At 65.3% G+C, this 23286-nt stretch carries 26 protein-coding genes; 11 read left to right on the forward strand and 15 right to left on the reverse strand.

From position 1 onward, the window contains the following. Positions 1 to 83: 83 nt before the first annotated feature. A complete protein-coding gene (locus tag AB2N08_RS07740; RefSeq protein ID WP_367610055.1) occupies positions 84 to 674 on the forward strand; it encodes a hypothetical protein in 591 nt (196 codons plus the stop codon). Here the strand turns inward: AB2N08_RS07740 and rsmI are convergent, their stop codons facing one another. Beyond that, entirely contained in the window at positions 675 to 1580 is a 906-nt protein-coding gene (gene rsmI, locus AB2N08_RS07745) for a 16S rRNA (cytidine(1402)-2'-O)-methyltransferase (protein ID WP_367610056.1), read from the reverse strand. A gap of 11 nt (positions 1581 to 1591) precedes the next feature. On the opposite strand from rsmI, the gene AB2N08_RS07750 reads away from it, so the two are divergent. The 5 genes from AB2N08_RS07750 to AB2N08_RS07770 all read left to right on the forward strand — a co-directional run bounded on the left by AB2N08_RS07750 (position 1592) and on the right by AB2N08_RS07770 (position 5152). Next, positions 1592 to 2899: a penicillin-binding protein activator gene (locus AB2N08_RS07750; protein ID WP_367610057.1), complete on the forward strand. Its 1308-nt coding sequence runs from the start codon at positions 1592 to 1594 to the stop codon at positions 2897 to 2899. 1 nt (position 2900) lies between these two features. Then, complete coding sequence (locus AB2N08_RS07755) at positions 2901 to 3260, forward strand: YraN family protein (RefSeq protein ID WP_367610058.1); 360 nt, start codon at positions 2901 to 2903, stop codon at positions 3258 to 3260. A 56-nt stretch (positions 3261 to 3316) separates the two neighbouring features. Continuing rightward, positions 3317 to 3913: a phosphoheptose isomerase gene (locus tag AB2N08_RS07760; RefSeq protein ID WP_183555000.1), complete on the forward strand. Its 597-nt coding sequence runs from the start codon at positions 3317 to 3319 to the stop codon at positions 3911 to 3913. Beyond that, complete coding sequence (locus tag AB2N08_RS07765; protein WP_367610059.1) at positions 3906 to 4553, forward strand: BON domain-containing protein; 648 nt, start codon at positions 3906 to 3908, stop codon at positions 4551 to 4553. Before AB2N08_RS07760 ends, AB2N08_RS07765 begins: the two co-directional genes overlap by 8 nt. A gap of 80 nt (positions 4554 to 4633) precedes the next feature. After that, positions 4634 to 5152 (forward strand): TlpA disulfide reductase family protein, encoded by a 519-nt coding sequence (locus AB2N08_RS07770; RefSeq protein ID WP_367610060.1) that lies wholly within the window; start codon positions 4634 to 4636, stop codon positions 5150 to 5152. A gap of 5 nt (positions 5153 to 5157) precedes the next feature. Here the strand turns inward: AB2N08_RS07770 and AB2N08_RS07775 are convergent, their stop codons facing one another. The 9 genes from AB2N08_RS07775 to AB2N08_RS07815 form a co-directional block, all read right to left on the reverse strand. Continuing rightward, complete coding sequence (locus tag AB2N08_RS07775; RefSeq protein WP_367610061.1) at positions 5158 to 5580, reverse strand: PaaI family thioesterase; 423 nt, start codon at positions 5578 to 5580, stop codon at positions 5158 to 5160. 210 nt (positions 5581 to 5790) lie between these two features. Continuing rightward, entirely contained in the window at positions 5791 to 7788 is a 1998-nt protein-coding gene (locus tag AB2N08_RS07780) for a helicase-related protein (protein WP_367610062.1), read from the reverse strand. A 234-nt stretch (positions 7789 to 8022) separates the two neighbouring features. Then, positions 8023 to 9015 carry a lipoyl synthase gene (gene lipA, locus AB2N08_RS07785; protein ID WP_367610063.1) on the reverse strand — a complete coding sequence of 331 codons (993 nt, stop codon included), beginning with the start codon at positions 9013 to 9015 and terminating at the stop codon, positions 8023 to 8025. A 13-nt stretch (positions 9016 to 9028) separates the two neighbouring features. Then, entirely contained in the window at positions 9029 to 9718 is a 690-nt protein-coding gene (gene lipB / locus AB2N08_RS07790; protein ID WP_367610064.1) for a lipoyl(octanoyl) transferase LipB, read from the reverse strand. A 15-nt stretch (positions 9719 to 9733) separates the two neighbouring features. Next, positions 9734 to 10000: a DUF493 family protein gene (locus AB2N08_RS07795; protein ID WP_367610065.1), complete on the reverse strand. Its 267-nt coding sequence runs from the start codon at positions 9998 to 10000 to the stop codon at positions 9734 to 9736. Positions 10001 to 10082: 82 nt separating this feature from the next. Beyond that, the gene (locus tag AB2N08_RS07800) at positions 10083 to 11990 is read right to left on the reverse strand and encodes a DUF6600 domain-containing protein (RefSeq protein ID WP_367610066.1); all 1908 of its coding nucleotides are present in this window, start codon (positions 11988 to 11990) and stop codon (positions 10083 to 10085) included. A gap of 115 nt (positions 11991 to 12105) precedes the next feature. Then, positions 12106 to 12744 carry a LysE family transporter gene (locus AB2N08_RS07805; protein ID WP_367610067.1) on the reverse strand — a complete coding sequence of 213 codons (639 nt, stop codon included), beginning with the start codon at positions 12742 to 12744 and terminating at the stop codon, positions 12106 to 12108. Between the two features lie 123 nt (positions 12745 to 12867). Then, entirely contained in the window at positions 12868 to 13155 is a 288-nt protein-coding gene (locus AB2N08_RS07810) for an HU family DNA-binding protein (protein ID WP_183554962.1), read from the reverse strand. 89 nt (positions 13156 to 13244) lie between these two features. Continuing rightward, the gene (locus AB2N08_RS07815) at positions 13245 to 13454 is read right to left on the reverse strand and encodes a BrnA antitoxin family protein (protein ID WP_367610068.1); all 210 of its coding nucleotides are present in this window, start codon (positions 13452 to 13454) and stop codon (positions 13245 to 13247) included. A 205-nt stretch (positions 13455 to 13659) separates the two neighbouring features. Between AB2N08_RS07815 and AB2N08_RS07820 the strand changes: the two genes are divergently transcribed. Beyond that, a complete protein-coding gene (locus tag AB2N08_RS07820; RefSeq protein ID WP_367610069.1) occupies positions 13660 to 14592 on the forward strand; it encodes a DUF808 domain-containing protein in 933 nt (310 codons plus the stop codon). A gap of 1 nt (position 14593) precedes the next feature. Continuing rightward, complete coding sequence (locus AB2N08_RS07825; protein WP_367610070.1) at positions 14594 to 15451, forward strand: oxygenase MpaB family protein; 858 nt, start codon at positions 14594 to 14596, stop codon at positions 15449 to 15451. Between the two features lie 6 nt (positions 15452 to 15457). Here the strand turns inward: AB2N08_RS07825 and AB2N08_RS07830 are convergent, their stop codons facing one another. Then, a complete protein-coding gene (locus AB2N08_RS07830; protein ID WP_367610071.1) occupies positions 15458 to 15931 on the reverse strand; it encodes a hypothetical protein in 474 nt (157 codons plus the stop codon). A 36-nt stretch (positions 15932 to 15967) separates the two neighbouring features. Here AB2N08_RS07830 and AB2N08_RS07835 point away from each other — a divergent pair, with 36 nt between their 5' ends. Further along, complete coding sequence (locus AB2N08_RS07835; RefSeq protein WP_367610072.1) at positions 15968 to 17254, forward strand: SDR family oxidoreductase; 1287 nt, start codon at positions 15968 to 15970, stop codon at positions 17252 to 17254. 26 nt (positions 17255 to 17280) lie between these two features. Further along, complete coding sequence (locus AB2N08_RS07840; protein ID WP_367610073.1) at positions 17281 to 18306, forward strand: zinc-dependent alcohol dehydrogenase family protein; 1026 nt, start codon at positions 17281 to 17283, stop codon at positions 18304 to 18306. Here AB2N08_RS07840 and AB2N08_RS07845 read toward each other — a convergent pair whose 3' ends face one another. Next, a complete protein-coding gene (locus tag AB2N08_RS07845; RefSeq protein WP_367610074.1) occupies positions 18307 to 19092 on the reverse strand; it encodes a glutaminyl-peptide cyclotransferase in 786 nt (261 codons plus the stop codon). 147 nt (positions 19093 to 19239) lie between these two features. Here AB2N08_RS07845 and AB2N08_RS07850 point away from each other — a divergent pair, with 147 nt between their 5' ends. Further along, positions 19240 to 19740, forward strand: a complete 501-nt coding sequence (locus AB2N08_RS07850; RefSeq protein ID WP_367610075.1) for a GNAT family N-acetyltransferase — start codon at positions 19240 to 19242, stop codon at positions 19738 to 19740. On the opposite strand, the gene nfsB is transcribed toward AB2N08_RS07850, so the two are convergent. The 3 genes from nfsB to AB2N08_RS07865 form a co-directional block, all read right to left on the reverse strand. Continuing rightward, a complete protein-coding gene (gene nfsB / locus AB2N08_RS07855; RefSeq protein ID WP_367610076.1) occupies positions 19733 to 20386 on the reverse strand; it encodes an oxygen-insensitive NAD(P)H nitroreductase in 654 nt (217 codons plus the stop codon). The two genes, AB2N08_RS07850 and nfsB, sit on opposite strands and share 8 nt — an antisense overlap. Before the next feature lie 51 nt (positions 20387 to 20437). Beyond that, entirely contained in the window at positions 20438 to 21445 is a 1008-nt protein-coding gene (locus AB2N08_RS07860) for a zinc-binding alcohol dehydrogenase family protein (RefSeq protein WP_367610077.1), read from the reverse strand. Positions 21446 to 21906: 461 nt separating this feature from the next. Further along, entirely contained in the window at positions 21907 to 23226 is a 1320-nt protein-coding gene (locus AB2N08_RS07865) for a Xaa-Pro dipeptidase (protein ID WP_367610078.1), read from the reverse strand. Between the last annotated feature and the right edge of the window lie 60 nt (positions 23227 to 23286).

Consider the following 23286-nt stretch of genomic DNA (forward strand, 5'->3'; position numbering starts at 1 on the left):
ACCGGTTCGACGTGACTCGGTCAAGGTTTTCGCGTCAAAATAGGCCTGTTGTCGCGTTCATGCGCTTGTGAGACAGGAACCTTATGCAGATAGCAGTGAGCTATGACGATCCGGCCAGCCGGCAGCGCAGCAATCGACGCGTCATCGTCGGCGTGGTGGTATCGCTTGCGGTGCATGCGCTGTTGTTGCTGGCGTACCGGAACAGCAACACGAACACGCTCGAGGCAGCGTTGACGGAACCGATGTCGATCCTGGTCACCATCGCGCCGCCCGCGCCTCCCCCCGAGCAGCGCGTCGAGCCCGTCACGCCGCGTGCGCCTGCGGCGTCGCGCACGGCACGGCGTGCGCCGCCGACAGCGGTGATCGCCGTGCCCGACACGCCAGCGGCGGCGCCGGAGGCATTCGTCGTGCAACAGTCAGAGACGCCGGCGGCGCCGGCGTTCGATATGGATGCAGCGCGCCAGGTCGCCCGTGCCAACGCCAACCTGCGCGATCCGGCCAAGGCAGGCACGGCGCTGGCGCAATTCCCGGAACCGGCGTTGCAGACCGAGACGCCGCTGGCGCGCAGTATTGCCGGCGCCAAGCGCCGCGATTGCAAGGATGGCGTGCCGGGCGGACTACTGGCGCCGATTTTCCTGTTAATGGATAAGAAAGATTCTGGCTGCAAATGGTGATCATTCACCCTTGATCTGCAAGGCCCGCTCATACAGCGCATTTTTCTTGCGCCCCGTGATCTGCGCGGCCAGATTGGCTGCCTGCTTTACGCTGCATTCGGTCAACAGGATCTGCAACACGCGCTCGGCCTCGATGTCTTCGGCGTCGCTCGCTGCCACCGCGCCTTCGACCAGCACGACGAATTCCCCCTTCTCGCGGTGCGCGTCGGCCTTGACCCAGGCCAGCGCCTCGCCCAGCGTGCAGCGGTGGACCTCTTCGAACATCTTGCTCAGTTCGCGCGCAAACACCACCTGGCGGGTTGGCTCGAACGCCGCCACCAGGGCCTCCACGCAATCGACGATCCGGTGCGGCGCCTCATAGAACACGAGCGTGGATGTTTCGCGCGTGAGCGGCGCCAGCGCCGACTCGCGGCCCTTGGCCTTGGCCGGCAGGAAGCCGACGAAATGAAAACGGTCATTGACCAGGCCGCTGGCCGACAGCGCCGTGATCGCCGCCGACGGGCCGGGCAGCGGCACCACATTCAGGCCGGCAGTACGTACCGCATCGACGATGCGCGCGCCCGGATCGGACACGCCCGGCGTGCCGGCATCGGACACCAGCGCCACGCGCTGGCCGGCGCGCAGGCGCTCGACGATTTTATCGGCCACTTCGCGCTCGTTGTGCTGGTGCGCGGCGATCGTGCTCTTGGCCAGGCCAAAGCGTTGCAATAACGCGCCAGTCTTGCGCGTGTCTTCGCAGGCGACGACGTCGGCCAGGGCCAGCAGGTGCAAAGCACGCAGCGTGATGTCGGTGACGTTGCCAATCGGAGTAGCCACGACATACAGCGTTGCGGTAGGATAGGACTGCTGGGCCGCCTCGCCCATGACGGGAAGTCGGGCGATGTCGATGGTCTGCTGTTCTGTCATATAGGGTTCCGATGCTGAAGAAAAATAATCTCACGGGCTTGATTGCCGTCTCCGTAACGACACTGCTCACCGCGTGCGGCAGTACGCCGCTGCCACCCGATACCGGCTGTGGCATGCCAGGCGGATTGTGCGGCCCAGGCGCGCCAGTGACAAGTGCTGCACCTGTCACGCCTGCTTATACACCACCTGCGCCGCGTTCCGATAGCGGTGTCCAGACCAGCCCGGTCGAAGCGCCGCCGAACGCCGACGGCAGTATGCCGAGTGCAGCGGCCATGCCGGCTGGCCCCACCGTGCGCGTCGCCCTGCTGTTGCCGCTGCAATCGCAGGCGCTGGCCCAGCCGGCCGAAGCGGTGCGCGCCGGCTTCATGGCGGCCCACGACCAGCAGCGCGGCGGCATCACCGTCAACCTGGTGCCCACTGGCGACTCGTCGCAAGCCGCGCTCGAGGCCTACCGCGCGGCGGCAGCCGACAACGATATCGTGGTCGGCCCGCTCGCGCGCCCTGCCGTGGCGGCCCTGGCCACCAGCGGCGCCATCACCAAGCCCACCATCGCCCTGAATCACCCGCAAGTGGCGTCCGCGCTGCCGTCCAAAATGCTCGTCATCGGCTTTTCGCTCGAAGACGAAGCGCGCCAGGTAGCCGACTGGGCCGCGAGCGAGCAGCCAGCCGGCCAGGCGCTGGTGCTGACCGGCCGCGCCACCTGGCAGCAGCGCCTGTCGGGCGCGTTCAGCGCGCGTTGGTCCGAGCTGGGCCGCACCCAGAACACGGTCGAGCTGCCCAATGCCGACGGCTATGTCGACGGCAACGCGCTGGCCGACTTGCGCGCGCGCCTGCAGTCGCAGCCGCCGCAACTGGTCTACGCGGCGCTCGACGCCAACAGCCTGCGCCAGGTGCGCAGCGCGCTCGGCACCTCGACGCCCACCTACGGCACGGCCTCGGTCAATCCGGGCCGCGATCCCGCCAGCATCCCGGCCGAACTGGTCGGCGTGCGCATCCTCGACCTGCCCTGGACCGTGCAGGCCGATCATCCGTCAATGGCAAGCTACCCGAGCTGGAGCAGCGGCGGCCAGGGCCTCGACCTGCAGCGCCTGTACGCGCTGGGCATCGACGCCTACCGCATCGCGCGCGAACTGTCGCTGCGCCCGTCCGGCTCGTTCGAGCTCGACGGCGCCACCGGCCGCCTGTCGATCGACATGGGGCAAGGCGCGCGCGCGTTCCGCCGCGTTGAAACCGGTGTCGTCGTGCGTGACGCCATGCCGGGCCCAGACGGCGTCGCCATCACCGGCCGCGTGTTCGAAGCGGTCGCTACCGGCCAATGACATGTGGCCCGGGCGCCTGTCCCAAAGGCAGGCCCAGGGCCAGCAATATGAACGCGTTGCTGCGGCCCACCTGCGCCGCCACAAGCTGGCGCCGGTCGAAGAAAATTTTCGCTGCAAGGGCGGCGAAATCGACCTGATCATGCGCGACGGCGCCACCCTCGTCTTCGTCGAGGTGCGCCAGCGCGCCAGCAGCAAACAGGGCGGCGCTGCGGCCAGCATCACGCCGGCCAAGATCCGGCGCCTGATCTGCGCGGCCCAGGTGTATCTGCTGCGCTTTCCCGTCACCCCGCCCTGCCGCTTCGACGTGGTCGCCATCGATGGCGAGCACCTCGAGTGGTTGCAGAACGTCATTGAAGTGTAAGCAATTTTTACCGTCCTTGCCCAGCGCCCCTTGCTACTACACTATAATCCTCGGCTATGAATACACAACGCATCCTCGCTCACTTCCAGGAGAGCGCCGACCTGAAGATGAGGTCGGCTGCAACCCTCGCTCCCCACATTTCGCAGGCGGTCGAACTGATGTTCGGCGCCCTGTCCAATGGCAACAAGATCCTGGCCTGCGGTAACGGCGGCTCGGCCGCCGACTGCCAGCACTTCGCCGCCGAGCTGGTCGGCCGCTTCGAACGCGAGCGCTTCCCGCTCCCGGCGATCGCGCTGACCACCGACACCTCGATCCTGACTGCCGTCGGCAACGACTACAGCTTCCGCGAAATCTATTCCAAGCAGGTGCAGGCCTTCGGCCAGGCCGGCGACATCCTGCTGGCCATTTCCACTTCGGGCAACTCGGGCAATGTGCTCGCTGCGGTCGAAGCGGCGCTCGAGCGCGAAATGCGCATCGTGGCGTTCACAGGCAAGGATGGCGGCCAGTTGGCCAAGCTGCTGACCGACGCCGACGTCCACGTCAACGTCCCGCATTCGCGCACCGCGCGGATCCAGGAAGTTCACCTGTGCGCCATTCACTGCATCTGCGACGGCATCGACGTCGCGCTGTTCGGAGGAGACGAGAATGCGTAATACCCGCCGGCCCATGGCCGTGCTGTTGACCAAAGTCGTTCTGGGCTCGGCCCTGCTCGCATCGCTGTCGGGCTGCTTCGGCCTGATCGTCGGCGCCGGCATCGGCAGCGCCGTATCGGCCGTCGACCGCCGCACGCTGGGCGCCCAGACCGAAGACAAGTCGGTCACGGTCAAGGCCGAGCTGAAAATGCGCGACGTCACCGGCGGCAGCGGTAACATCAACGTCACGAGCTTCAACCGCAAGGTGCTGCTCACCGGCGAAGTGCGCGATGCGGCGATGAAGGCTGCGGCCGAGCGCGAAGTGCGCAAGATCGAGAACGTGGTGTCGGTCATCAACGAGCTCGAGATTTCGGGATCGTCGAGCTACACGTCGCGCTCGAACGATGCGCTCATTACCACCAAGGTCAAGGCCAGCCTGGTCGACATGAAGACCGTGTCGGCGATCTCGTTCAAGGTCACGACCGAACGCGGCGTGGTCTACCTGATGGGCCTCGTCACCCCGCGCGAAGGCAATATCGCCGCCGATGTCGCCAAGGGCGTCTCGGGCGTGACGCGCGTGGTGAAGATCTTCGAGTACATCAGCGAAGAAGACGCGCGCTCGAAGCAGGTCAACGCGCAGAACGCACCGCAGGGTTCCTGATATAGCGGTTCATCCGAACCATGCAAAAAAGCGGCAGGGCTATAATGGCCCTGCCGCTTTTTTTTATCCGATCGACGACCATGACCGCATCCAACCCTTCCCGTTCCTGGATCAAGCCTGCCGCCATCGGCGCCGTCGTGCTGGCGCTGGCCGGCATCGGCTACGCGTCGCTGGCCAGCAGCACGCCGGCGCCCGACGTCACCTTCATCAGCATCGCCGGCGACAAGGTGTCAACGCAGTCGATGCGCGGCAAAGTCGTGATGGTCAACTTCTGGGCCACGTCATGTGTCACCTGCGTCAAGGAGATGCCAGACATGGTCGCGACCTACAACAAGTACAAGGACCAGGGCCTCGAATTCGTCGCCGTCGCGATGCAGTACGACCGACCCGACTACGTGCTCAATTTCGCCGAGCAGCGCAAGCTGCCATTTACCGTGGCGCTTGATTCGGCGGGCGATATCGCGCGCCAGTTCGGCGACGTCACGCTCACGCCCACCACCTTCCTGATCGACAAGCAGGGCCGCATCATCAAGACCTATGTCGGCGCGCCGGACTTCGGCGCGGTGCACAAACTGATTGAAAAAGAGCTGGCCGGGTAAGGCGCTTACGCTTTCGGATACAGGATCATCTGCGTGCAACGGAACAGCGCGATGGTCTTGCCGCTGGCTTTGTCCGTGACGGTCGCATCCCAGATCTGCGTGGTGCGGCCCAGGTGCACGGCGGTGGCGACGCAGGCGATGGTGCCTTCCCGCGCGGTGCCCAGGTGGTTCGATTTCAACTCGATCGTCGTGAAGTTCTGCGCGCCTTCCGGCAGGTTGCTGATGCAGCCATAACCGGCACAGGTATCGGCCAGCGTGACGACGCTGCCGGCGTGAAGGTAGCCGTTGGGGGCCAGCAGGTGCGGCGCGACGGGCATTTCGGCGGCGAGCTTGCCAGGGCTGACTTCGGTGATGCGGATGCCGAGGTGGCCGGGCAGGTACGTTGCGCCGAAGGTGTTGAAGGCGTCGGGGGTGTGGGGGATGCTCATGGTGTGTGTCTCGGTGTTTTTATGAAAGCGGCAATCGTACACTGAGAGGCGTGGCTGCGTTTGAGGTTGTGCTCTACTCGGCGGGCTTGGGTTGCCGCGGGGCCGCCGAGGCCTTCGCGGGAACGACGTGTTGGCGCTATCGTAGAGAGCGGTCTTCTATGGTCCGCGACCTCAAAACCGTCGTTCCCGCGCAGGCGGGAACCCAAGTACTCACCGCCGCCGCCCCTCCTGCCGCTTGCCCCCCTGCTTCCCACCACCACGCTGCCTTGCCGCCGCATTCTGCTGCTGCAGCAGCGCATCGACACGCTCGGACGCCTCGCGCGCCAGCTCTTGCGCCAGTGCGATGCTCGGGAAGTATTCTGGCGCCCGATACCCCAGCCACGCATACGCCGAATACACGCGGCACTGGTCTTCCACCTCTTGCAGGTTCATGAAGAACAGCTGCTGCGGATTGCTGTGCCCATGCAGCTTGACGACGTGCTTCTTCGCCAGCGACAAGCACCAGTGTTCCCACGCCTTTTGCAGCGCCGGCACGCGGCTTGAAATCGGCACCAGCGACAGCATGAACTTCTCGGCCACCGACAGCGGCAGCGTGTCGAGCCATTCGGCGCGCTCGTTCTGATCCTCGGTGATGCGCGGGTAGAAGAAGCCGTCCGGCACGTCGATATTGTGAACGAACCGCTTGAGCAGCTTGACCAGGGACGTTTCGCCCGTCACCGCCGAGATGCGGTGCAACTGCTCGAGCGACGGCGCCACCGCGAAACCGGTCGCTGCCACCGGCGGAATTTTTTCTTTCATCAGCGCGCGCATGACCTGGTGCGTCTCGTCGTCGAAACCGACGACAAACCCTTCTTCGTGCACGCCATAGCGCCCTGCCCGGCCCGCGATCTGCTTGGCCAGCGCGGCCGGGATTTCTTCTTCGTCGACGCCGTTGTACTTGACCGTGGTGGTCATCACGATGCGGGCGATCGGCATGTTCAGGCCCATTGCCAATGCATCGGTGCCCACCACGATGTCGGCCTGCCCGTCGCGGAAGCGCTCGGCCTGCGCGCGGCGCACCTCGGGCGACAGGTTGCCGTAGACGGTGGCCACCGACAGCCCCTTGTCGGTGATCATATCGCGCCACTTGAGCACCTCGCGCCGCGAGAACGCGATCACGGCGTCGCCCCGGCGCAGGTTCGACAGCTTGCGCACGGCCATCGGTTCCATCTCCAGTGGCCCCATCCGCTTGAGCACATGCACTTCAAGGGGCACGTCGAGCCGCTCGGCTAGCGCCTCGATCGCGCGCCGCGCTTCCGGCGCGCCCACCAGGTACACGACCGACGCCGGCGCGCCGCACACGGCGGCGGTCCAGGCGGCGCCGCGGTCGCGGTCGCCCAGCATCTGGATCTCGTCGATTACGGCCACGTCGATGGACGTTTTGGTGTCGAGCATCTCGACCGTGCTGGCCACGTGCGTGGCGCCCTCCACCAGGCGCCGTTCTTCGCCGGTGATCAGGCTGACCTTGATCGCATTGCCATGCGGGCGCGCAGCCTGCAGGCGCTCGTAGTTCTCCAGCGCCAAAAGGCGCAGCGGCGCCAGGTACACGCCGCTCGGGGCCTTGGCCAGCGCTTCCATCGCGCGGTGCGTCTTGCCCGAGTTGGTGGGGCCCAGGAGCGCAATGAACTTGCGGCCCATGCGGCTGGCGACCTCGAACGAGCGCGGGTACTCGGCCAGGTTGATGCTCTCTTTGGTGCGCGCCGCGTGGCGCTCTTCCGAGTCGCGCTCGATCGCGTGGGTCAGGCGCTGCGATATCCGCTGGAACACGTACTCGGCCGGCTCGGACGTCTGCAGTTCGTCGAGCACATCGAGAAACAGCATCGGGTCGTAGCCGGCATCGTCGGCGTCGCCCGCCAGGTCGCGCACGAATTCCTCGGCCTCCTGGTGCAGGCGCGCCAGGTCGGCGTCACCGGTGCGCTCTTCGATCAGTACGCGCCGGGCCAGCAAATCCATCTTGCGCCACTTGCTCGGCTTGGCCAGCACGCCGCGCGCCGGCACCAGCCGATACGGCACGTGCAAGCCTTCGTAATGCACTTCGCCCGAGAAGCGCAGGAACACGCGCCCCTCCATCTTGACCAGTTCGATGCCACGCGCGGCCAGGTTCAGTTCGCGCTCGAGGGCGGCGTCATCGGTTTGGTCGGATGGGGACAGGTCTTGGTGATCGGTCATGGCTCGGTGCTGAAAATCTTGATGGCGTCACTATATCGCGGCGGCGGCGATCGCACCGCGCGGGTGCCACTTGCTACCAGCGCAAAAACGTCATCCCCGCGGAGGCGGGGACCCAAGTACTGCATGCGCTATCGAAACGCTGGCAAACTTGGGTCCCCGCCTGTGCGGGGACGACGTGCTGGGTGTAACTGGAGCAGATGCCTTGTGGCGCGCCGCTCTTTACTGCGCTCGGCTTTACGCCGCCACGCCCGCGTTGTGCGCCTGCTGGTCGGCGTGATACGACGAGCGCACCATCGCGCCGACAGCCGCGTGCACGAAGCCCATCTCGTACGCCTTTTCTTCGAACATCTTGAAGACGTCAGGGTGCACGTAGCGGCGTACCGGCAGGTGCGAATTGGTCGGGGCCAGATACTGGCCGATGGTGAGCATGTCGATGTCGTGGTCGCGCATGTCCTGCATGACCTGCAGAATTTCTTCATCGGTCTCGCCCAGGCCAACCATGATGCCCGACTTGGTCACCGCGCTCGGGTACATCTTCTTGAAGTCGCGCAGCAGCACCAGCGAGTGCGTGTAGTCGGCGCCCGGACGGGCTTCCTTGTACAGGCGCGGCACGGTTTCCAGGTTGTGGTTCATCACGTCGGGCAAGCCGTCGGCGAAGATGTTCAGTGCTTTGTCGAGGCGGCCGCGGAAGTCGGGCACCAGCACTTCGATCTTGGTGTTCGGGCTCGAGGCGCGCGTTTTCTGGATGCACTCGACGAAGTGGCCGGCGCCGCCGTCACGCAGGTCGTCGCGGTCGACCGAGGTGATCACGACGTACGACAGGCGCAGTGCTGCGATGGTCTTGGCCAGGTTGGCCGGCTCGTTGATGTCGAGCGGATCCGGGCGGCCGTGGCCGACGTCGCAGAACGGGCAGCGGCGGGTGCACTTGTCGCCCATGATCATGAACGTCGCGGTGCCCTTGCCGAAGCATTCGCCGATGTTCGGGCAGCTTGCTTCTTCGCACACCGTCACCAGGTTGTTGGCGCGCAGGATGTCCTTGATTTCGTAGAAGCGCGACGAGGCGGTAGCCGCCTTGACGCGGATCCAGTCCGGCTTTTTCAGGCGCTCCATCTCGGCGATCGGCACGATCTTGATCGGGATGCGCGACGTCTTGCTGGCGCCTTTTTGCTTTTCGCTGGCGTTGTAGGCGGCTGCGGCGGCGACGCCGGTGTCGATTTCGGAAGTCATAGGCTCGTTGCCCTCACGGGCTGTCAGTTGGTTTGTTCGGGTCTGGCTGGACGCCTTCGGGCGCCAGCTGGTCGACCAGGGCCTGGGCCAGCGCCCGCTGTACATCGTGCAGCGGCGCGTCGACGCCCATCGTGCGCATATCGACTGTGACCAGTCCGGAGTAACCGCACGGATTGATCCAGGTGAACGGGGCCAGGTCCATCGCCACGTTCAGCGATACGCCATGGTAGGTGCAACCATTGCCGCGCACTTTGAGGCCCAGCGCGGCGATCTTGGCGCCCTTGCGCGGACCGTCTGCGATATAGATGCCCGGTGCGCCGGCAACGCGCTCACCGCCAAGATTATACGCCCCTAACACATCGATCACCGCCTGTTCGATTTTTTCCACAAACTGGCGCGCGTACAGCTTGCCGCCCGGCTTGTTGCGGCGCAGGTCCATTAACAGATAGATCACGACCTGGCCCGGCCCATGAAAGGTCACTTCGCCGCCACGGTCGGTCTGGATCACCGGGACGTCGTGCGGCGCCAGCACGTGCTCGCGGTCGGCGCCCAGCCCCAGGGTGAACACAGGAGGATGCTCGACGATCCACAACTCGTCGCGCGTTTCGGGCGTGCGCGCGTCGGTAAAGGCGCGCATCGCGGCGAAGGTGGGCTCGTAGTCGGCCTGGCCGAGTTCACGAATCAGGGGAGCGGTCGATGACATCTGCGGCGAACGTCGTTACAGGACCATCTTGACCATCGGATGGGTCGACAGCGTGCGGTACACCTCGTCGAGCATCTCGCGGCTGGTGGCGCGGATCGTCACGGTCAGGCCGGTGTAGTTGCCCTGCGCCGACGGCCGGGTTTCCAGCTTGCTGTCGTCGAAGGTCGGATCGAGCTGGGTCACCAGCGCCACGATGGTCGGGGCGAAGTCGATGTGGCTCGCGCCCATCACCTTGATCGGGAAGTCGCTCGGGTATTCGATGAGGGAATCTTTTGGGTCCATGGCTGAAATCCTGTGCAAAAGCGCATTGTAGCCAATACCGGCGGTTTCGCCCCAAGGGTGGGCTGAAAACCGCCGGTATTGCTCAGCGCTCCACGCGCGACACCCCGCGTGCGTCGGTATGGGCGCGCTGGTCATTGTTGCGCGGCGGAGGCGTGAACGCCGGCGCCGATGGCTGCGGCCGCGGCGCTGGCGGGGCCACCATCTGCGGCGGCGCAGCCGGGCGTGGCGGGGCATTCAAGGTCGGTCGCGATTCGGGACGAGATTCAGGCCGCGACTCAGGCCGCGACTGCGGTCGTGGATCGGGCCGCGCAAACACCGGCGCCCCCGTCGACATGACCGGCTGCCGCTGATTGCGCTCCGACTGCTCGCGCATACGCTCGCGTCCCATGCGCTCGCGGTCGTTGCGCTCGACCTGGAAGCGCATGCGGTCCATCTGGTTGCGGTTCTCGAACTCGCGGCCCATCCGTTCGCGCTCGCCCTGCTCGCGCAGCGCCCGCTCCTGCCCGTCCATGCGCTCGCGCGCCAGGCGCTCGCCGTTATTGCGTTCGCGCGCCAGCCGTTCTTGTTCACCCCGTTCGCGCGCCTGCTGCTCGAACTGCATGCGCTCGACGCCGGTGCGCTCGACGTTCGCGCGCTCAAGCAGGTCGCGCCGGTCGCGCTGGTCCCGATTCCAGCCGGCGCGCGCCACCAGTGGCGGCGGCGGTGCGCTGCCCGGCGTGCCCGGCGCCACCTGCGGCGGACGATTCGGACGCGGCGCACGCGGTACGATCACCGGACCACGCCCGCCGAACTGGTCGCGCGGCACGACGGTCAGGCCATTGTGGCGGCCCGGCTGATTCTGCGCGCGGCGCGTGGCGTGGCGCCAGTCATTCAGGCGGCGCAGGCGCTCGCTCGACAGACGGTAGCCGGGCACGTAGCGGTCATAAGGGCTCAGTGGATACCAGCCATGCGCCGCCAGGTTATGCGACTGGAAACCGACATTCCAGTTGCTGCCGCCGACCCAGCCGACCAGCGCCGGCGACCACACCGGCCGCCGCTCGATGCGGCCCGGCGCCCAGGCCCAGCGATCCCGCACCTGCACCCAGCGCCCGTAATGGAACGGCGCATAACCCCACGGCGCATTGTCGACCCAGGTCCAGCCCCACGGGGCGATGAAGGTCCAGCTGCCGTCGCGGTAGGGCGTCCAGTCGGCTGCAACCTGCGGCGTCCACAGGCTGCCGTAATCCGAACTGGTGCTCCAGCTGCCGTAGCGGTCGAGTTCTTCGTAGCCGGTCATCTCGGTGCCGACGTGGCGCGACGATTGCGCCGCCACCAGGGCCTGGTCGCGGGTGAGCGACCAGTCGTCGAAGTTGTCGCGCTGCGCCTGCAGCGTGCGCACGTCCTCAATACGCACCTGGGCCGCGCGCCCGGCGCGCACCGTCAGGCTGGCGCCGGCGCCATCGACCTGCGCTTCGCCATCGAGCACGCTGACCAGGCTCGTATCGCGTTCACGCTCGGCGTCCACGCGCAGGCGCCCCGGCTGCGTCAGGCGCACGGTGGCCTGCGCCGTGCGCAGTTCAAATTCCGGGACGACGTCGACGTTCATCACGCGCACGCTCACGCTGCCGTAATGCAGGCGCAGGCGCAGGCTGTCGTCGTCCAGCTCCGTGACCTCGAGCGAGCTGTCGCCGTCGAGCCGGATGGCGGTGGAGCCGATCCGCAATTCGGTGCGCGCGCCGGGCGCCGTGGAGAGCAGGTTGCGTGACGTGATCGGCCAGTTCACTTGCGCGGGCGCGGTTTCGAGCCCGACATCGCCGCCGATGTCGACCTTGCCCTGCACCAGCGAGATGCGCCCGACCCGGCCCGGGGCTTCGGCCACTTGCGCATCGTCCTGCAACTGCACCTGGCCCTGTTCGAGCGAGTCAGTCTGCAGCACCGTTTGCGCGGATACGGACGAGGAAAACGCCGCCAGTACGAGCAGCGCTGCGGTCGGGGCGAAACGATGGGTCATGGTGGTGCTCCGGAGGGGAACGCGGACGGAAAACTACAAGCGCATTACAACGCGCGATGATGAGTGGGGCAATGCGGCTTACAAAAAGTTGCATCTGCTGGCAGATGCACGTCCGTTAGCCCGGCTGGCGCTTCACGAAGAACAGCATCGAGCCGATCACCACCAGCACCGCGCCGAACACGCGGTTCTGCAGCTTCATGTGGCGCGGGTCGCGCATATAGCGCTGCATCGAAGCTGCCAGCGCGGCGTAGCAATGCATCACGACCGAATCGATGACCACCATCGTCACGCCCAGGATCGCCAGTTGCGTGAGCAGCGGCGCGTCTTTCGAAATGAACTGCGGCAGCACCGCGACCATGAAGATGATGCCCTTCGGGTTGGTGGTGTTGGTCAAGAAGCCCGTCAGCACGCGGCGGCCGAATGGCGGGTGCGCTTCGAGGCCGACCGTCGACGCGGTGGGGCCGGGCGCGGGCGCGGCGCGCCACTGGCTCACGCCCAGGTAGATCAGGTACAGCGCGCCGACCACCTTGACGATCGTGAACGCCACCGACGACGCCAGCAGGAGCGAGCCGACACCGGCGCCGGCAATGACCAGCACCAGCACCAGGCCCAGTTGCAGGCCGAGCACCGTGGCGCTGGCTTTCTTGAGACCATAGGCCAGGCCATGCGACATCGACAGCACCGCGCCGGAACCGGGCGAAATGGCGATCAGGGAACCGGCGATGACAAAGGCGATCCAGGTGGCGAAGCTCATGGTAGCGGGCAGAAAATGGGGAACAGCGGGGAGGGCGGGAAGGGTGCGGACAACGACAACAACGGCATCAGCCTCGCGCACGCGGCCCGCACGGGGGCCGCGGCGCAAGGCCGTGGATGGTGCTTACTTCTTCTTGGTCGGGTTGACCGATGCCTTCAGGGTCGCGCCAGCCGAGAAACGCGGGCTCTTCGACGCCGCGATCTTGATCACTTCGCCGGTTGCAGGATTGCGGCCCTTGCGTGCAGCGCGCTTGGTCACCGAGAAGGTGCCGAAGCCGGTGATGCCGACCGTGTCGCCTTTTTTGAGGCGCTCGGTGATGATCTCGATGATCGTGTTCACGGCAACGCCAGCGGCAGCACCGGACATCTCGGTACGCTTCGCGAATTCTGCGATCAGTTCGCCTTTTTTCATAAATCCCTCCGGGGTTAAAAGAGCGGGAAGATTAGCATAAATATTGCTAAGTGTAATGCCGCGCCGGGAGGGAAATTCGAAAGGAAGCCTTATGCCACGCCGGTTTCGACGATCGGGCCGTTCAAACGGTTGCGCAGCGCGGCGTTGATCAGGGTCTGGTAGCCGGTGCCGCAACGCTCGGACAAGGTGCGAAATTCGTTCAGCACTTCGTCGTCGAGATAGATCGTGATGCGGGTCTTGCGCTTGGGAGGACGGACACGGCGAACGGGAGCGGCAGCTTGCATGGAATCGGTGTTCATGGGATCTCCTTCGTGGTGGGGACGAGGCTGCAGCACCGCAACCTTCAATGTGGAAGATACGTACAGCCCGGCCGGAAAGCGCGGCAAAAGCGACGAGATGCAGATTGGCGGGGTTGAAACGCAAAAACCCGCGCTGAAGCGTGTAGGCCCTTTACGTAGCCTCGGTTACTATCATTGCAACTTAAATTTTGAAGGAGCATCACCCATGGCTGGAGCAAGTTTGCTGACATTACTGGACGACATCGCCGCCGTCCTCGACGACGTTGCCGTCATGAGCAAGGTCGCCGCCAAGAAAACCGCCGGCGTGCTGGGCGACGACCTGGCGCTCAATGCGCAGCAAGTCACGGGCGTGCGCGCCGAGCGCGAAATCCCGGTGGTGTGGGCCGTGGCCAAGGGCTCGCTCGTCAACAAGGCCATCCTGGTGCCGGCCGCGCTGGCAATCTCGGTGTTCCTGCCGTGGCTCATCACGCCGCTGTTGATGATCGGCGGCGCCTTCCTGTGCTTCGAGGGCGCCGAAAAGCTCGCGCACAAATTCCTGCACAGCGCCGAAGAAGATGCGCAGCACAAGGCCGCGCACGTGGCCGCGGTCGCCAATCCCGAAGTCGACCTGGTCGCGCTGGAAAAAGAAAAGATCAAGGGCGCCGTGCGCACCGACTTCATCCTGTCGGCCGAGATCATCGTGATCTCGCTGGGCACGATTGCCGGCGTCGCGTTCGGCCAGCAGGTTGCCGTGCTGGTGACCATCGCCATCGTGATGACGATCGGCGTGTATGGCCTGGTGGCCGCCATCGTCAAGATGGACGACGCCGGCCTGCACCTGAGCAAAAGCCAGAACGGCGCCGCGCGCGGCCTGGGCAAGGGCTTGCTGGCGTTCGCGCCGCGCCTGATGAAGGTGCTGTCGGTGGTCGGCACCGCCGCCATGTTCATGGTCGGCGGCGGCATCATCGCGCACGCCATCCCTGCCGTGCATCACTTCGCGCAGAGCATGGCCGCCGGCGTGGCCGACGTGCCGGCCATCGGCGGCGTGCTGGCGTTCCTGGTCCCGACCCTGATCGACGCGCTCGTTGGCGTGGCCGTGGGCGCCGTCATCGTCGGCGTGGTGACGCTGGTGCAGCGCATGCGCGGCAAGAAGGCGTAAGGTGAGGGCGCAGATCCAGGCGTTGATGAAGCCACCGGCCGGCATGGAATTCGACTTCAGCCAGCCGGCGGGAGAACCGTCGCTGGCCCCTGCCGGCGGCATCGCCTGGCAGGTGTTCGCCAATCCGGTCTCGCTGTTCATCGGCGGCGTGACGGCGGTGCTGCTCGAACTGGCCGAGCCGTCGGTACGCACCGGCGTCTGGGACCACAGCAGCTTCCAGCGCGACCCTGGCCTGCGCCTGCGCCGCACCGGCTTTGCCGCGATGATGACCGTGTATGGCCCCCGCACGGCGGCCGAGAAGCTGATCGCGAACGTGGTGCGCATCCACGGCCATGTGCACGGCACCACGCCCGGTGGCGTGCCGTACCACGCGAACGATCCGCGCCTGCTCGACTGGGTGCAGGCCACGGCCACCTTCGGCTTTACCGAGGCCTATCACCGCTATGCACGCACGTTGTCGGCGCGTGAGAAGGATGCGGCGTTTGCCGAAGCCGAGGATGCCGCGCGCTTGTATGGCGCGACGGGCGCGCCGCGTTCGTGGGCTGGGTGGGACGCCACGCTGGCCGGCATTGCGCCTGGCCTGGAAGGCTCGGCCATCCTGGCCGACTTTATCCGCATCATGGGTGAGGCGCCGATTTTGCCGGCGCCCATGCGGCCGCTCCAGCGCCTGCTGGTGCGCGCCGCCATCGAGATCACACCGGAGCCGGTGCGCTCGCTGCCGCAACTGCGCGGCCGTGGCCTGCGCCTGGGCGAGGCCACGCTGGTGCGCGCACTGGCGCGTGGCGCCGGCCTGCTGCCGCTGGGCGACACGCCACCGGCGCAAGCGGCGCGGCGGCTTGCGGCCGCACCGCACACCTGACCATCGTCACTTCGGCGGCTGATTACGCCGCAACACCATCGCGCCAAGGGCCATGCCGACGGCGATCGACGTATAGACCACCCCCAGCGACTTGTTCGACAAGCGCTTCTGATACCCCGGTTGCAATGGCCGCGGTGTGAGCTTGTGGTCGGTGAAGGCCGCAAACGCCGATGTCGCCGCCGCCGACGCCAGGATGCCTGCCGGGTTTTTCTGATCGAGCACACCGCCCATCACGCGCTCGAACACGAGTGCCCAGACGGTTGCACTGGCATGGTGGATCAACAGGCCCGGCACCGTGTAACGCAGCGAGAAGCGGTCGCGAAAGCTGGCCTTGGGACCGTGCACGTAGTGGCTGACGGCGTTGGTGGCGGCATACGGACTGCCGGTTTCCTTCTTTGCGACCACCGCCATGGCGACCGTCGAGACGATACTCGAGGCCGCACCGGAGACCAGTGCGCGCTGTAATACCGTATATTTCATACAATCCTCTTTTCGATCGCGTAAAGGGAATAACGGATGCGGATTTTGCTGACGGGTGCAAGCGGTTTTGTTGGGCAACACTTGTTGCAAGCGTTGCTGACCGAAGGCCACCACGTCGTGTGTGCGGGACGCCACCCTGAACAGAGCGATGACCCGCGCCTGAGCTACATCCACGCTGATTTCACCAACGATAACAATAAATCAACCTGGCTGTCGCGCCTCTCTGGAATCGACGCCGTGATCAATACGGTCGGCATTGTTCGCGAGAGCGGGCGCCAGACGTTCGCCCGTCTGCACAAGGAAACGCCGCGCGCCCTGTTCGCCGCCTGCGCCGAATCGCACGACGTGCAGATGGTGATCCAGTTATCTGCGCTGGGCGCCGACGGCGAGGCCGTCACGCCGTATCACCTGTCCAGGCGCGAAGCCGACGACTACCTGGCCTCGCTCCCGCTGCGCTCCTACATCGTCCAGCCATCGCTCGTGTATGGCCGCGACGGCACCAGCGCGCGCGCCATGCGCACGCTGGCCAGCATGCCGTTCACGCTGCAATTTGGCAGCGAACAGCGGGTACAACCAATCCACGTGGACGACCTGGTCGCCGCCATCCTCGGCCTGTTCAAGCATCGGCTGCCGATGGCGCCGGACGGCGGCGCGACGATGCGCGTGCCGCTGGTGGGACCGCAGGCGATGTCGTTTACCGCGTACCTGGCCAGCCTGCGCCGCGCGATGGCGATGGGCCGCCAACCGGTGCTGCACCTGCCCGCGCCGGTGGCGCGGCTGGCGGCCAGCTTTGCGGGGCTGCTTCCAGGCTCGCTCCTGGATCGCAATGCCTTGACGATGCTCGATCATGACAACAGCGCCGACGTCACGCTCACCGCCAACCTGATCGGCCATCCCCCAAGGCCCGTCAGTGAATTCATCCAGGATGCCGAGTGCGAGCGGGCGCGCGCCAAGCTTGGCTGGCTGCTGCCTGTCCTGCGCTACGCCATCGCCGCCTTCTGGATCGCCACGGCGATCGTCGCGGCCGGGCTGGCGCCGATCGAGAACAGCCTGGCGCTGCTGGCGCGGGCCGGCGTGCCGCCCGAGCTGCAGCTGCCGGCGCTGTATGGCGCGGCGGGCCTGGATCTGCTGCTGGGCGTCGGCACGCTGCTACTGGCGCGGCGGCGCTGGCTGTGGCTCGGCCAACTGGGCGTGGTGGCAGTCTGCAGCGTCGCGATCGCGCTACTGCTGCCCGAGTATCTGCTGCACCCATTCGGGCCGGTGGTCAAGAACCTGCCGCTGCTGGCGGCGCTCTGGCTGCTGTACCACCTCGACGACAAATAACGCTTTCAACTGACACAGGAGCACCCATGCGGGCATACCAAATTCTTCACGGCGCCACCATCGACGCCCTGCAAGCCATCGACTACCCCATTCGCGGCCTTGGCCAGGGCGAAGTGCGCATCCGCGTGCACGCCGTCGCGCTCAATTACCGCGACCTGATGGTCGCCGCCGGGAACTACCTGGTCTCGGTCGACGACCCGATCATCCCGTGCTCGGACGGTGCCGGCGAAGTGCTCGCTGTCGGGCCGGGCGTCAAGCGCGTACAGGTGGGCGACCGCGTGGCCGGTTCGTTCTTCCCGTACTGGCACGAAGGTGCGCCGACTGCCGCCAAGATCAGGAATGGCCTGGGCGGCGACATCGACGGCATGCTGGCCGAAGAAGTCGTGCTGCACGAAGATGCGCTGGCGATCATCCCGGCGGGCCTGAGCTTCGTCGAGGCATCCACGATGCCCTGCGCGGCGGTCACCGCCTGGAATGCGATTTTTGTATCTGGCAACCAGGTCAAGCCCGGCGACACAGTGCTGCTGCTGGGGACTGGCGGCGTCTCGATCCTGGGCCTGCAACTGGCGCGCGCGGCGGGCCTGCGCACGATCGTGACGTCGTCGAGCGACGAGAAGCTGGCGCGCGCACGCGAACTCGGTGCGCATCACACGATCAACTACCGCACCATTCCCGAGTGGCAGGACGAAGTGATGCACCTGACCCATGGCGTCGGCGCGCAGGTGGTGCTGGAAGTGGGCGGGCAGGGGACGGTGAACCGCTCGGTGGCGGCGGTGGCGATGGGCGGCACGGTGGCCGTCATCGGCGGCGTGAGCGGCTTTGGCGGCGAAGTCAATCCGGCGGCGCTGCTGGCCAGCGCCAAGCGCCTGGTGGGCGTGCACGTGGGCAGCCGCGCGATGCTCGAAGACGTGATGCGGTTTGTCGACGCCAGCGGCATCAAGCCGGTGATCGATCGCGTGTTTTCATTCGGCCAGGCGCAGGAGGCGTATCGCTATCTGGCGTCCGGCGCGCACTTCGGCAAAGTCGTCATCGACGTGACCAGACCCGCGTGATCAGCGGCGCAGGCGTGGCACCAGCTCGATTTCAAAGAGCTTGGGCCACAGCTTGCCAGTGACGAACAGGCGCTTGCCTTTTTCGTCCCAGGCGATGCCGTTCAATACGGCGTCGATTGCTTTCGTGCCGCGTGCGTCGGCCGGGAGCAGGCCGGTCAGGTCGATCAGGCCGAGCACCTTGCCGCTGTCGGGATCGATGCGGATGATGTAGTCGGTGCCCCAGATATTCGAATACAGCTCGCCATCGACCAGTTCGAGCTCGTTCAGGCGTGGCACCGGCTGGCCCTCGGCTGTGACCTGCACGCGCCGCAGTTCCTTCATCGTCTTGGGATCGAGGATGCGGATGAAGGCGCTGCCATCGCTCATGTAGAGCTGTTTGGCGTCGCCGGCCAGGCCCCAGCCTTCGCCCTCGTACTTGAATTGCTGCTTGAGCTTGAACGTCTTGAGGTCGAACACATAGCCCACCTGCGATTGCCAGGTCAGGCCAATTAGCGTGTTGCCGACGGCGGCCGAGCCTTCGCCGAAGACGTCGGCCGGCAAATCCGCCTTCTGCACCACCTTGCCCGTCTTGAGGTCGACCTTGCGGATCGTCGACTGGCCGATCTGGCCGGTGCTCTCGTAGAGGTAGCCGTCGCGGTAGAACAGGCCCTGGGTGAAGGCTTGCGGATCGTGCGGGTACGTGTTCTTGACAACGAAGCCGTAGACCGGCGGGGCGGCTTGGGCGCCGGCGGCGAACGTGCAGCTGACGGCGACGGCGACGACGAAGGTGGTGAGCTGTTTCAGCATGGGGGTCGATAGATTGGGCGGCAGAAGACTGTAGCACGAAGCTCGGGCGACCGTCCTTGGGCCCTGTTGCATACAGGCCAGCAGCGACCCGCAGGCGACGACGGCGCGTGTACGATGTGGTGTTACCAACACGTCAGGAGCAGGACCATGCTGATCTACCGTGCGGCCAGCGCAGCCGACATCGCCGCCATGTGGGCACTGCGCACGCGGGCCGTGCAGGCCCGTTGCGCCGCACACTATCCGGCGGCCGTGATCGAGACCTGGTGCGCCAGTGCGCCGCCCGCATCATTGCCGCGGCTGGTCGAGCATGGAAGCGCCATGGTGGCGATCGATGACGGGCGCGTGGCGGGTTTCGCGGTGCTCGACCTGGATCGCGGCGAGGTCGATGCCGCATTTGTCGATCCCGCGTATCAGGGTCGCGGCATTGCGCTGGACTTGCTGCGCCGGCTGGAGGCGCTGGCGCGGGGGCGCGGCTTGCAACGGCTGTTTTTGTCGGCGTCGCTCAATGCGGTGGCATTCTACGAGCGCGCCGGCTTCGTGCGGGTGCGCGACGAGGTGTACGCGCATCGCAGCGGGATCGGCATCGACTCCGTGTTCATGGAAAAGATGCTGCCACCCGCGTGCGACGGCGGGGCGTCGATCAGATGAAGGTGAACGTCGCTTCCTGCGTCAGGCGCGATTTCGGCAGGCCGGCATTGAAATCGGCTGGCGACGAATAGCCAAAGCTCACCAGCACCAGGCTGGTCAAGCCTTTCTCGTGCAGGCCGAATTCGGCGTCGAGGATTTTCTGGTCGAAGCCTTCCATCGGCGTCGCATTGATCTCCAGCGTGGCCGCGCCGACCAGCGCGGTGCCCAGCGCCAGGTACACCTGCTTCTCGAGCCACTGGGCCACGTCCTTGGTGCCGTAGCGGTGCTGGTTGACGTAGCCGCGGCGCGACGCGTCCTGGCCGGCGCGCGCCTGCGCATCGCGGAAGCGCCCGTCAAGCTGCTCTTGCTCGAGCACTGCGTTCAGGTGCGCATCATCCATGTCGACGCGGGCGCACAGCACGATCACGTGCGATGCATCGTTGACCTTCGCCGCGTTGTAGACGTAGCCGCCCTGCGTCGCCTTGGCGATGCGCGCGCGGCCTTCGGGCGTGTTGGCGACGATGAAGTGCCATGGCTGCGAGTTGACCGACGATGCGCTGTTGCGCAGCAGGCCATACACCTGCTGCATCACCTCTTCGGGGATGCGGCGTTCGCTATCGTAGGCTTTGGCGGTATGGCGCTTTTTGGCGGCCGACAGAATGTCCATGGTGTCTCTTTCGCAGGTTGTTGAATGCCACGATGGTAAGCGATTCCGGCATCAGAAGTTTTCGAGGACGATTTTTCCAATGGCCTTGCCGCTTTCGATCAGCGCATGCGCGCGGCGCAGATTGTCGGCGGTGATCGGACCGAAGTGCTCGCCCAGGGTCGTCGTCAATCGGCCGGCGTCGACCATGTCGGCCATGCGATCGAGCAGCTCGTGCTGGCGCACCATGTCTGGCGTGCCGAACATCGAACGGGTAAACATCAGCTCCCAGTGCAGCGAGATCGACTTGCGCTTGAGCGGCACCGCGTCGAGCGTGGCCGGATCATCGATCAGCGCCAGCTGGCCCTGCGGCGCAAGCGCCTCGATGATGTCTTCGTAATGGTGGTCGGTGTGGGTCAGGCTGATGACGATGTCTACCTGCGCGAAGCCCAGTTCGGCCAGTTGCGGCTGCATCGGGCGCGTGTGGTCGACAGTATGGTGCGCACCCAGCTTGGTCACCCATTCGCGCGTGGCATCGCGCGAGGCGCTGCCGATGACGGTCAGCCCGGTAAGCTGGCGCGCGAGCTGAATCAGGATCGAGCCAACGCCACCGGCCGCGCCAATCACCAGCAGCGACTTGCCGGCCCCGCCGCCTTCGGGCACGCGCAGGCGGTCGAACAGCAGCTCCCAGGCCGTGATCGACGTCAGGGGCAGGGCGGCCGCTTCGGCAAAGCCCAGCGTGCGCGGCTTCTTGCCGACGATGCGCTCATCGACCGCCTGGAACTGGCTGTTCGAACCAGGGCGGATGAGCGACCCTGCATAAAAGACCTCGTCACCCGGCGCGAACAGGGTAACTTCATCACCGACCGTATGCACGACACCGCTGGCATCCCACCCGAGCACGCGCGGCTCGGTCACGGCAACGCCACGGCGGATCTTGGTGTCGACCGGATTGACCGACACGGCGCGCACTTCAACCACCAGGTCATGCGGCCCGGCTTGCGGCATCGGCATGTCAGTCTCGACGAGGGCCTGCGGATTATCGATCGGCAAGCCATTCTGAGTATAAACAATCGCTTTCATTTCTTCTCCTGAAGATAAACCTACAATGGGGTCAGTGTCGAATTGTTTGACAACTTCAGTTAATCAATATCTTATTAATTCGACTCTGACCCTAATTAATTTGCAAGATGCACTGCTGAGCTTATGGTCGGCGTCTGATTATTTGAAAACATGATCAATTTCTTTTTAATTTGACTCTGACCCTGATTATTTTTCGAGAAAATCGGTCTTCAGTTCATGCCAATTAAAAACTAGTTATCACCGCTAAATTGACTCAACCTCAACAACGTCAATCTGCCAGAAAAATAAATAGGGTCGGAGTCGAATTGTTTGTCAATTTTTGAAAATAAATTGAAAATTAATTCGACTCCGACCCCAATTAAAACGCGATCATTTTCAAGTGATCCAATTCTACTGACGATGCAACATTTTCCCGCTTGATACAAAGATATTGCTCATTAATTCTACACTGACCCTAATTGTTAGGGGGTGGTGCGTTTGACGATGATGCCGCTTTGGATGACGACGGCGGGAGCTTCCAGCAGGCGGACGTCTACCGTTGGGTCGCCCAGGACGGCCACCAGGTCGGCGTAGCGGCCGGGTTCGATGACGCCGACATCCTTGCGTGCCAAGGCTTCGGCGGCGTTGACTGTCGCAGCCTGGATTGCTTGCAGCGGTGTCATGCCGTACTGGACCATGACGGCGAACTGCTTGCCGTTGCCGCCGTGCGGGTGCACGCCGGCGTCGGTGCCGAACACCATTTTCACGCCGGCCGCATGCGCGCGCTTGAAGTTCTGGCGCTGCAGCTCCGTCACTTCGCGGTCCTTGCGCAGATTGTCTTCCAACACACCGTTCTTCTTGCCCTCGGCCGCCGTGTAGCTGCCGTTGTAGATGTCCATCGACAGCCACGCGCCGTGCTTCTTGGCCAGCGCAATACCTTCGTCGTCGATCAGGCTGGCGTGTTCGATCGTGTTCACGCCGGCGCGGATCGCGTCCTTGATGCCGGCCGCGCCATGCGCATGCGCGGCCACCTGCAGGCCCCACTGGTGCGCTTCTTCCACCGCGGCGCGCAATTCGGCGAGGTTCATCTGCTGCTGGCCCGGTTCGGTGTTGCGCGAGAAGACGCCGCCCGTGGCGCAGACCTTGATGACCTGGGCGCCGTACTTTCGCAGCGCACGCACCGACTTGCGCACTTCGTCCGGGCCGTCGGCGTTGTACGGGTTTTTCTCGTCCATCGATGGCGGGAAATAGGTGCTGTCGCAGTGGCTGCCGGTCGGGCCGAACGACCAGGCGGCAGGAATGATGCGCGGACCGCGCACCTTGCCGGCGGCGATCGCCTGGCCCAGGCCGACGTCGTTCCAGTCGGCGGCGCCCAGGTTGCGCACGGTGGTAAAGCCCGCGTCGAGCGTTTTACCGGCGTGCGCCACGGCCAGCGCGGACCAGAAGCGGTCGTTGTATTCGAGGCCGCTGTAGCCGCCGTAAGTGGGGTCGGAATCGAGGTGGACATGCATGTCGATCAGCCCAGGCAGCAGCGTCATGCCGGGCAGGTCGACACGCGTCGCCTCTGCACTCGCCGGCGCAGATGCCGATGCACTGGCCGATGAGACCGCGCCAGCACGCCCGATGCTCACGACTTTACCGTCGCGCACCAGGATCTCGGGCTTGTCGATCATGCGCCCGGTTTTCACGTCCAGCAGCCGCTCGGCGCTGATGATGACGTCGGCGGCGTGTGCGCCGGACCAGCCCAGGGTGGCCATGCACAGGGCCATCAGATTCAGTGCCAAACGGTTCTTGCGGTTCAAGCCAGCTCCTCGAAAAATTGAATGGACAAAATGCAACTTTACACCGGCGAGCACGGTGTC

It is taken from the genome of Massilia aurea (assembly GCF_040790145.1).
Lineage (GTDB): Bacteria > Pseudomonadota > Gammaproteobacteria > Burkholderiales > Burkholderiaceae_D > Telluria > Telluria aurea_C.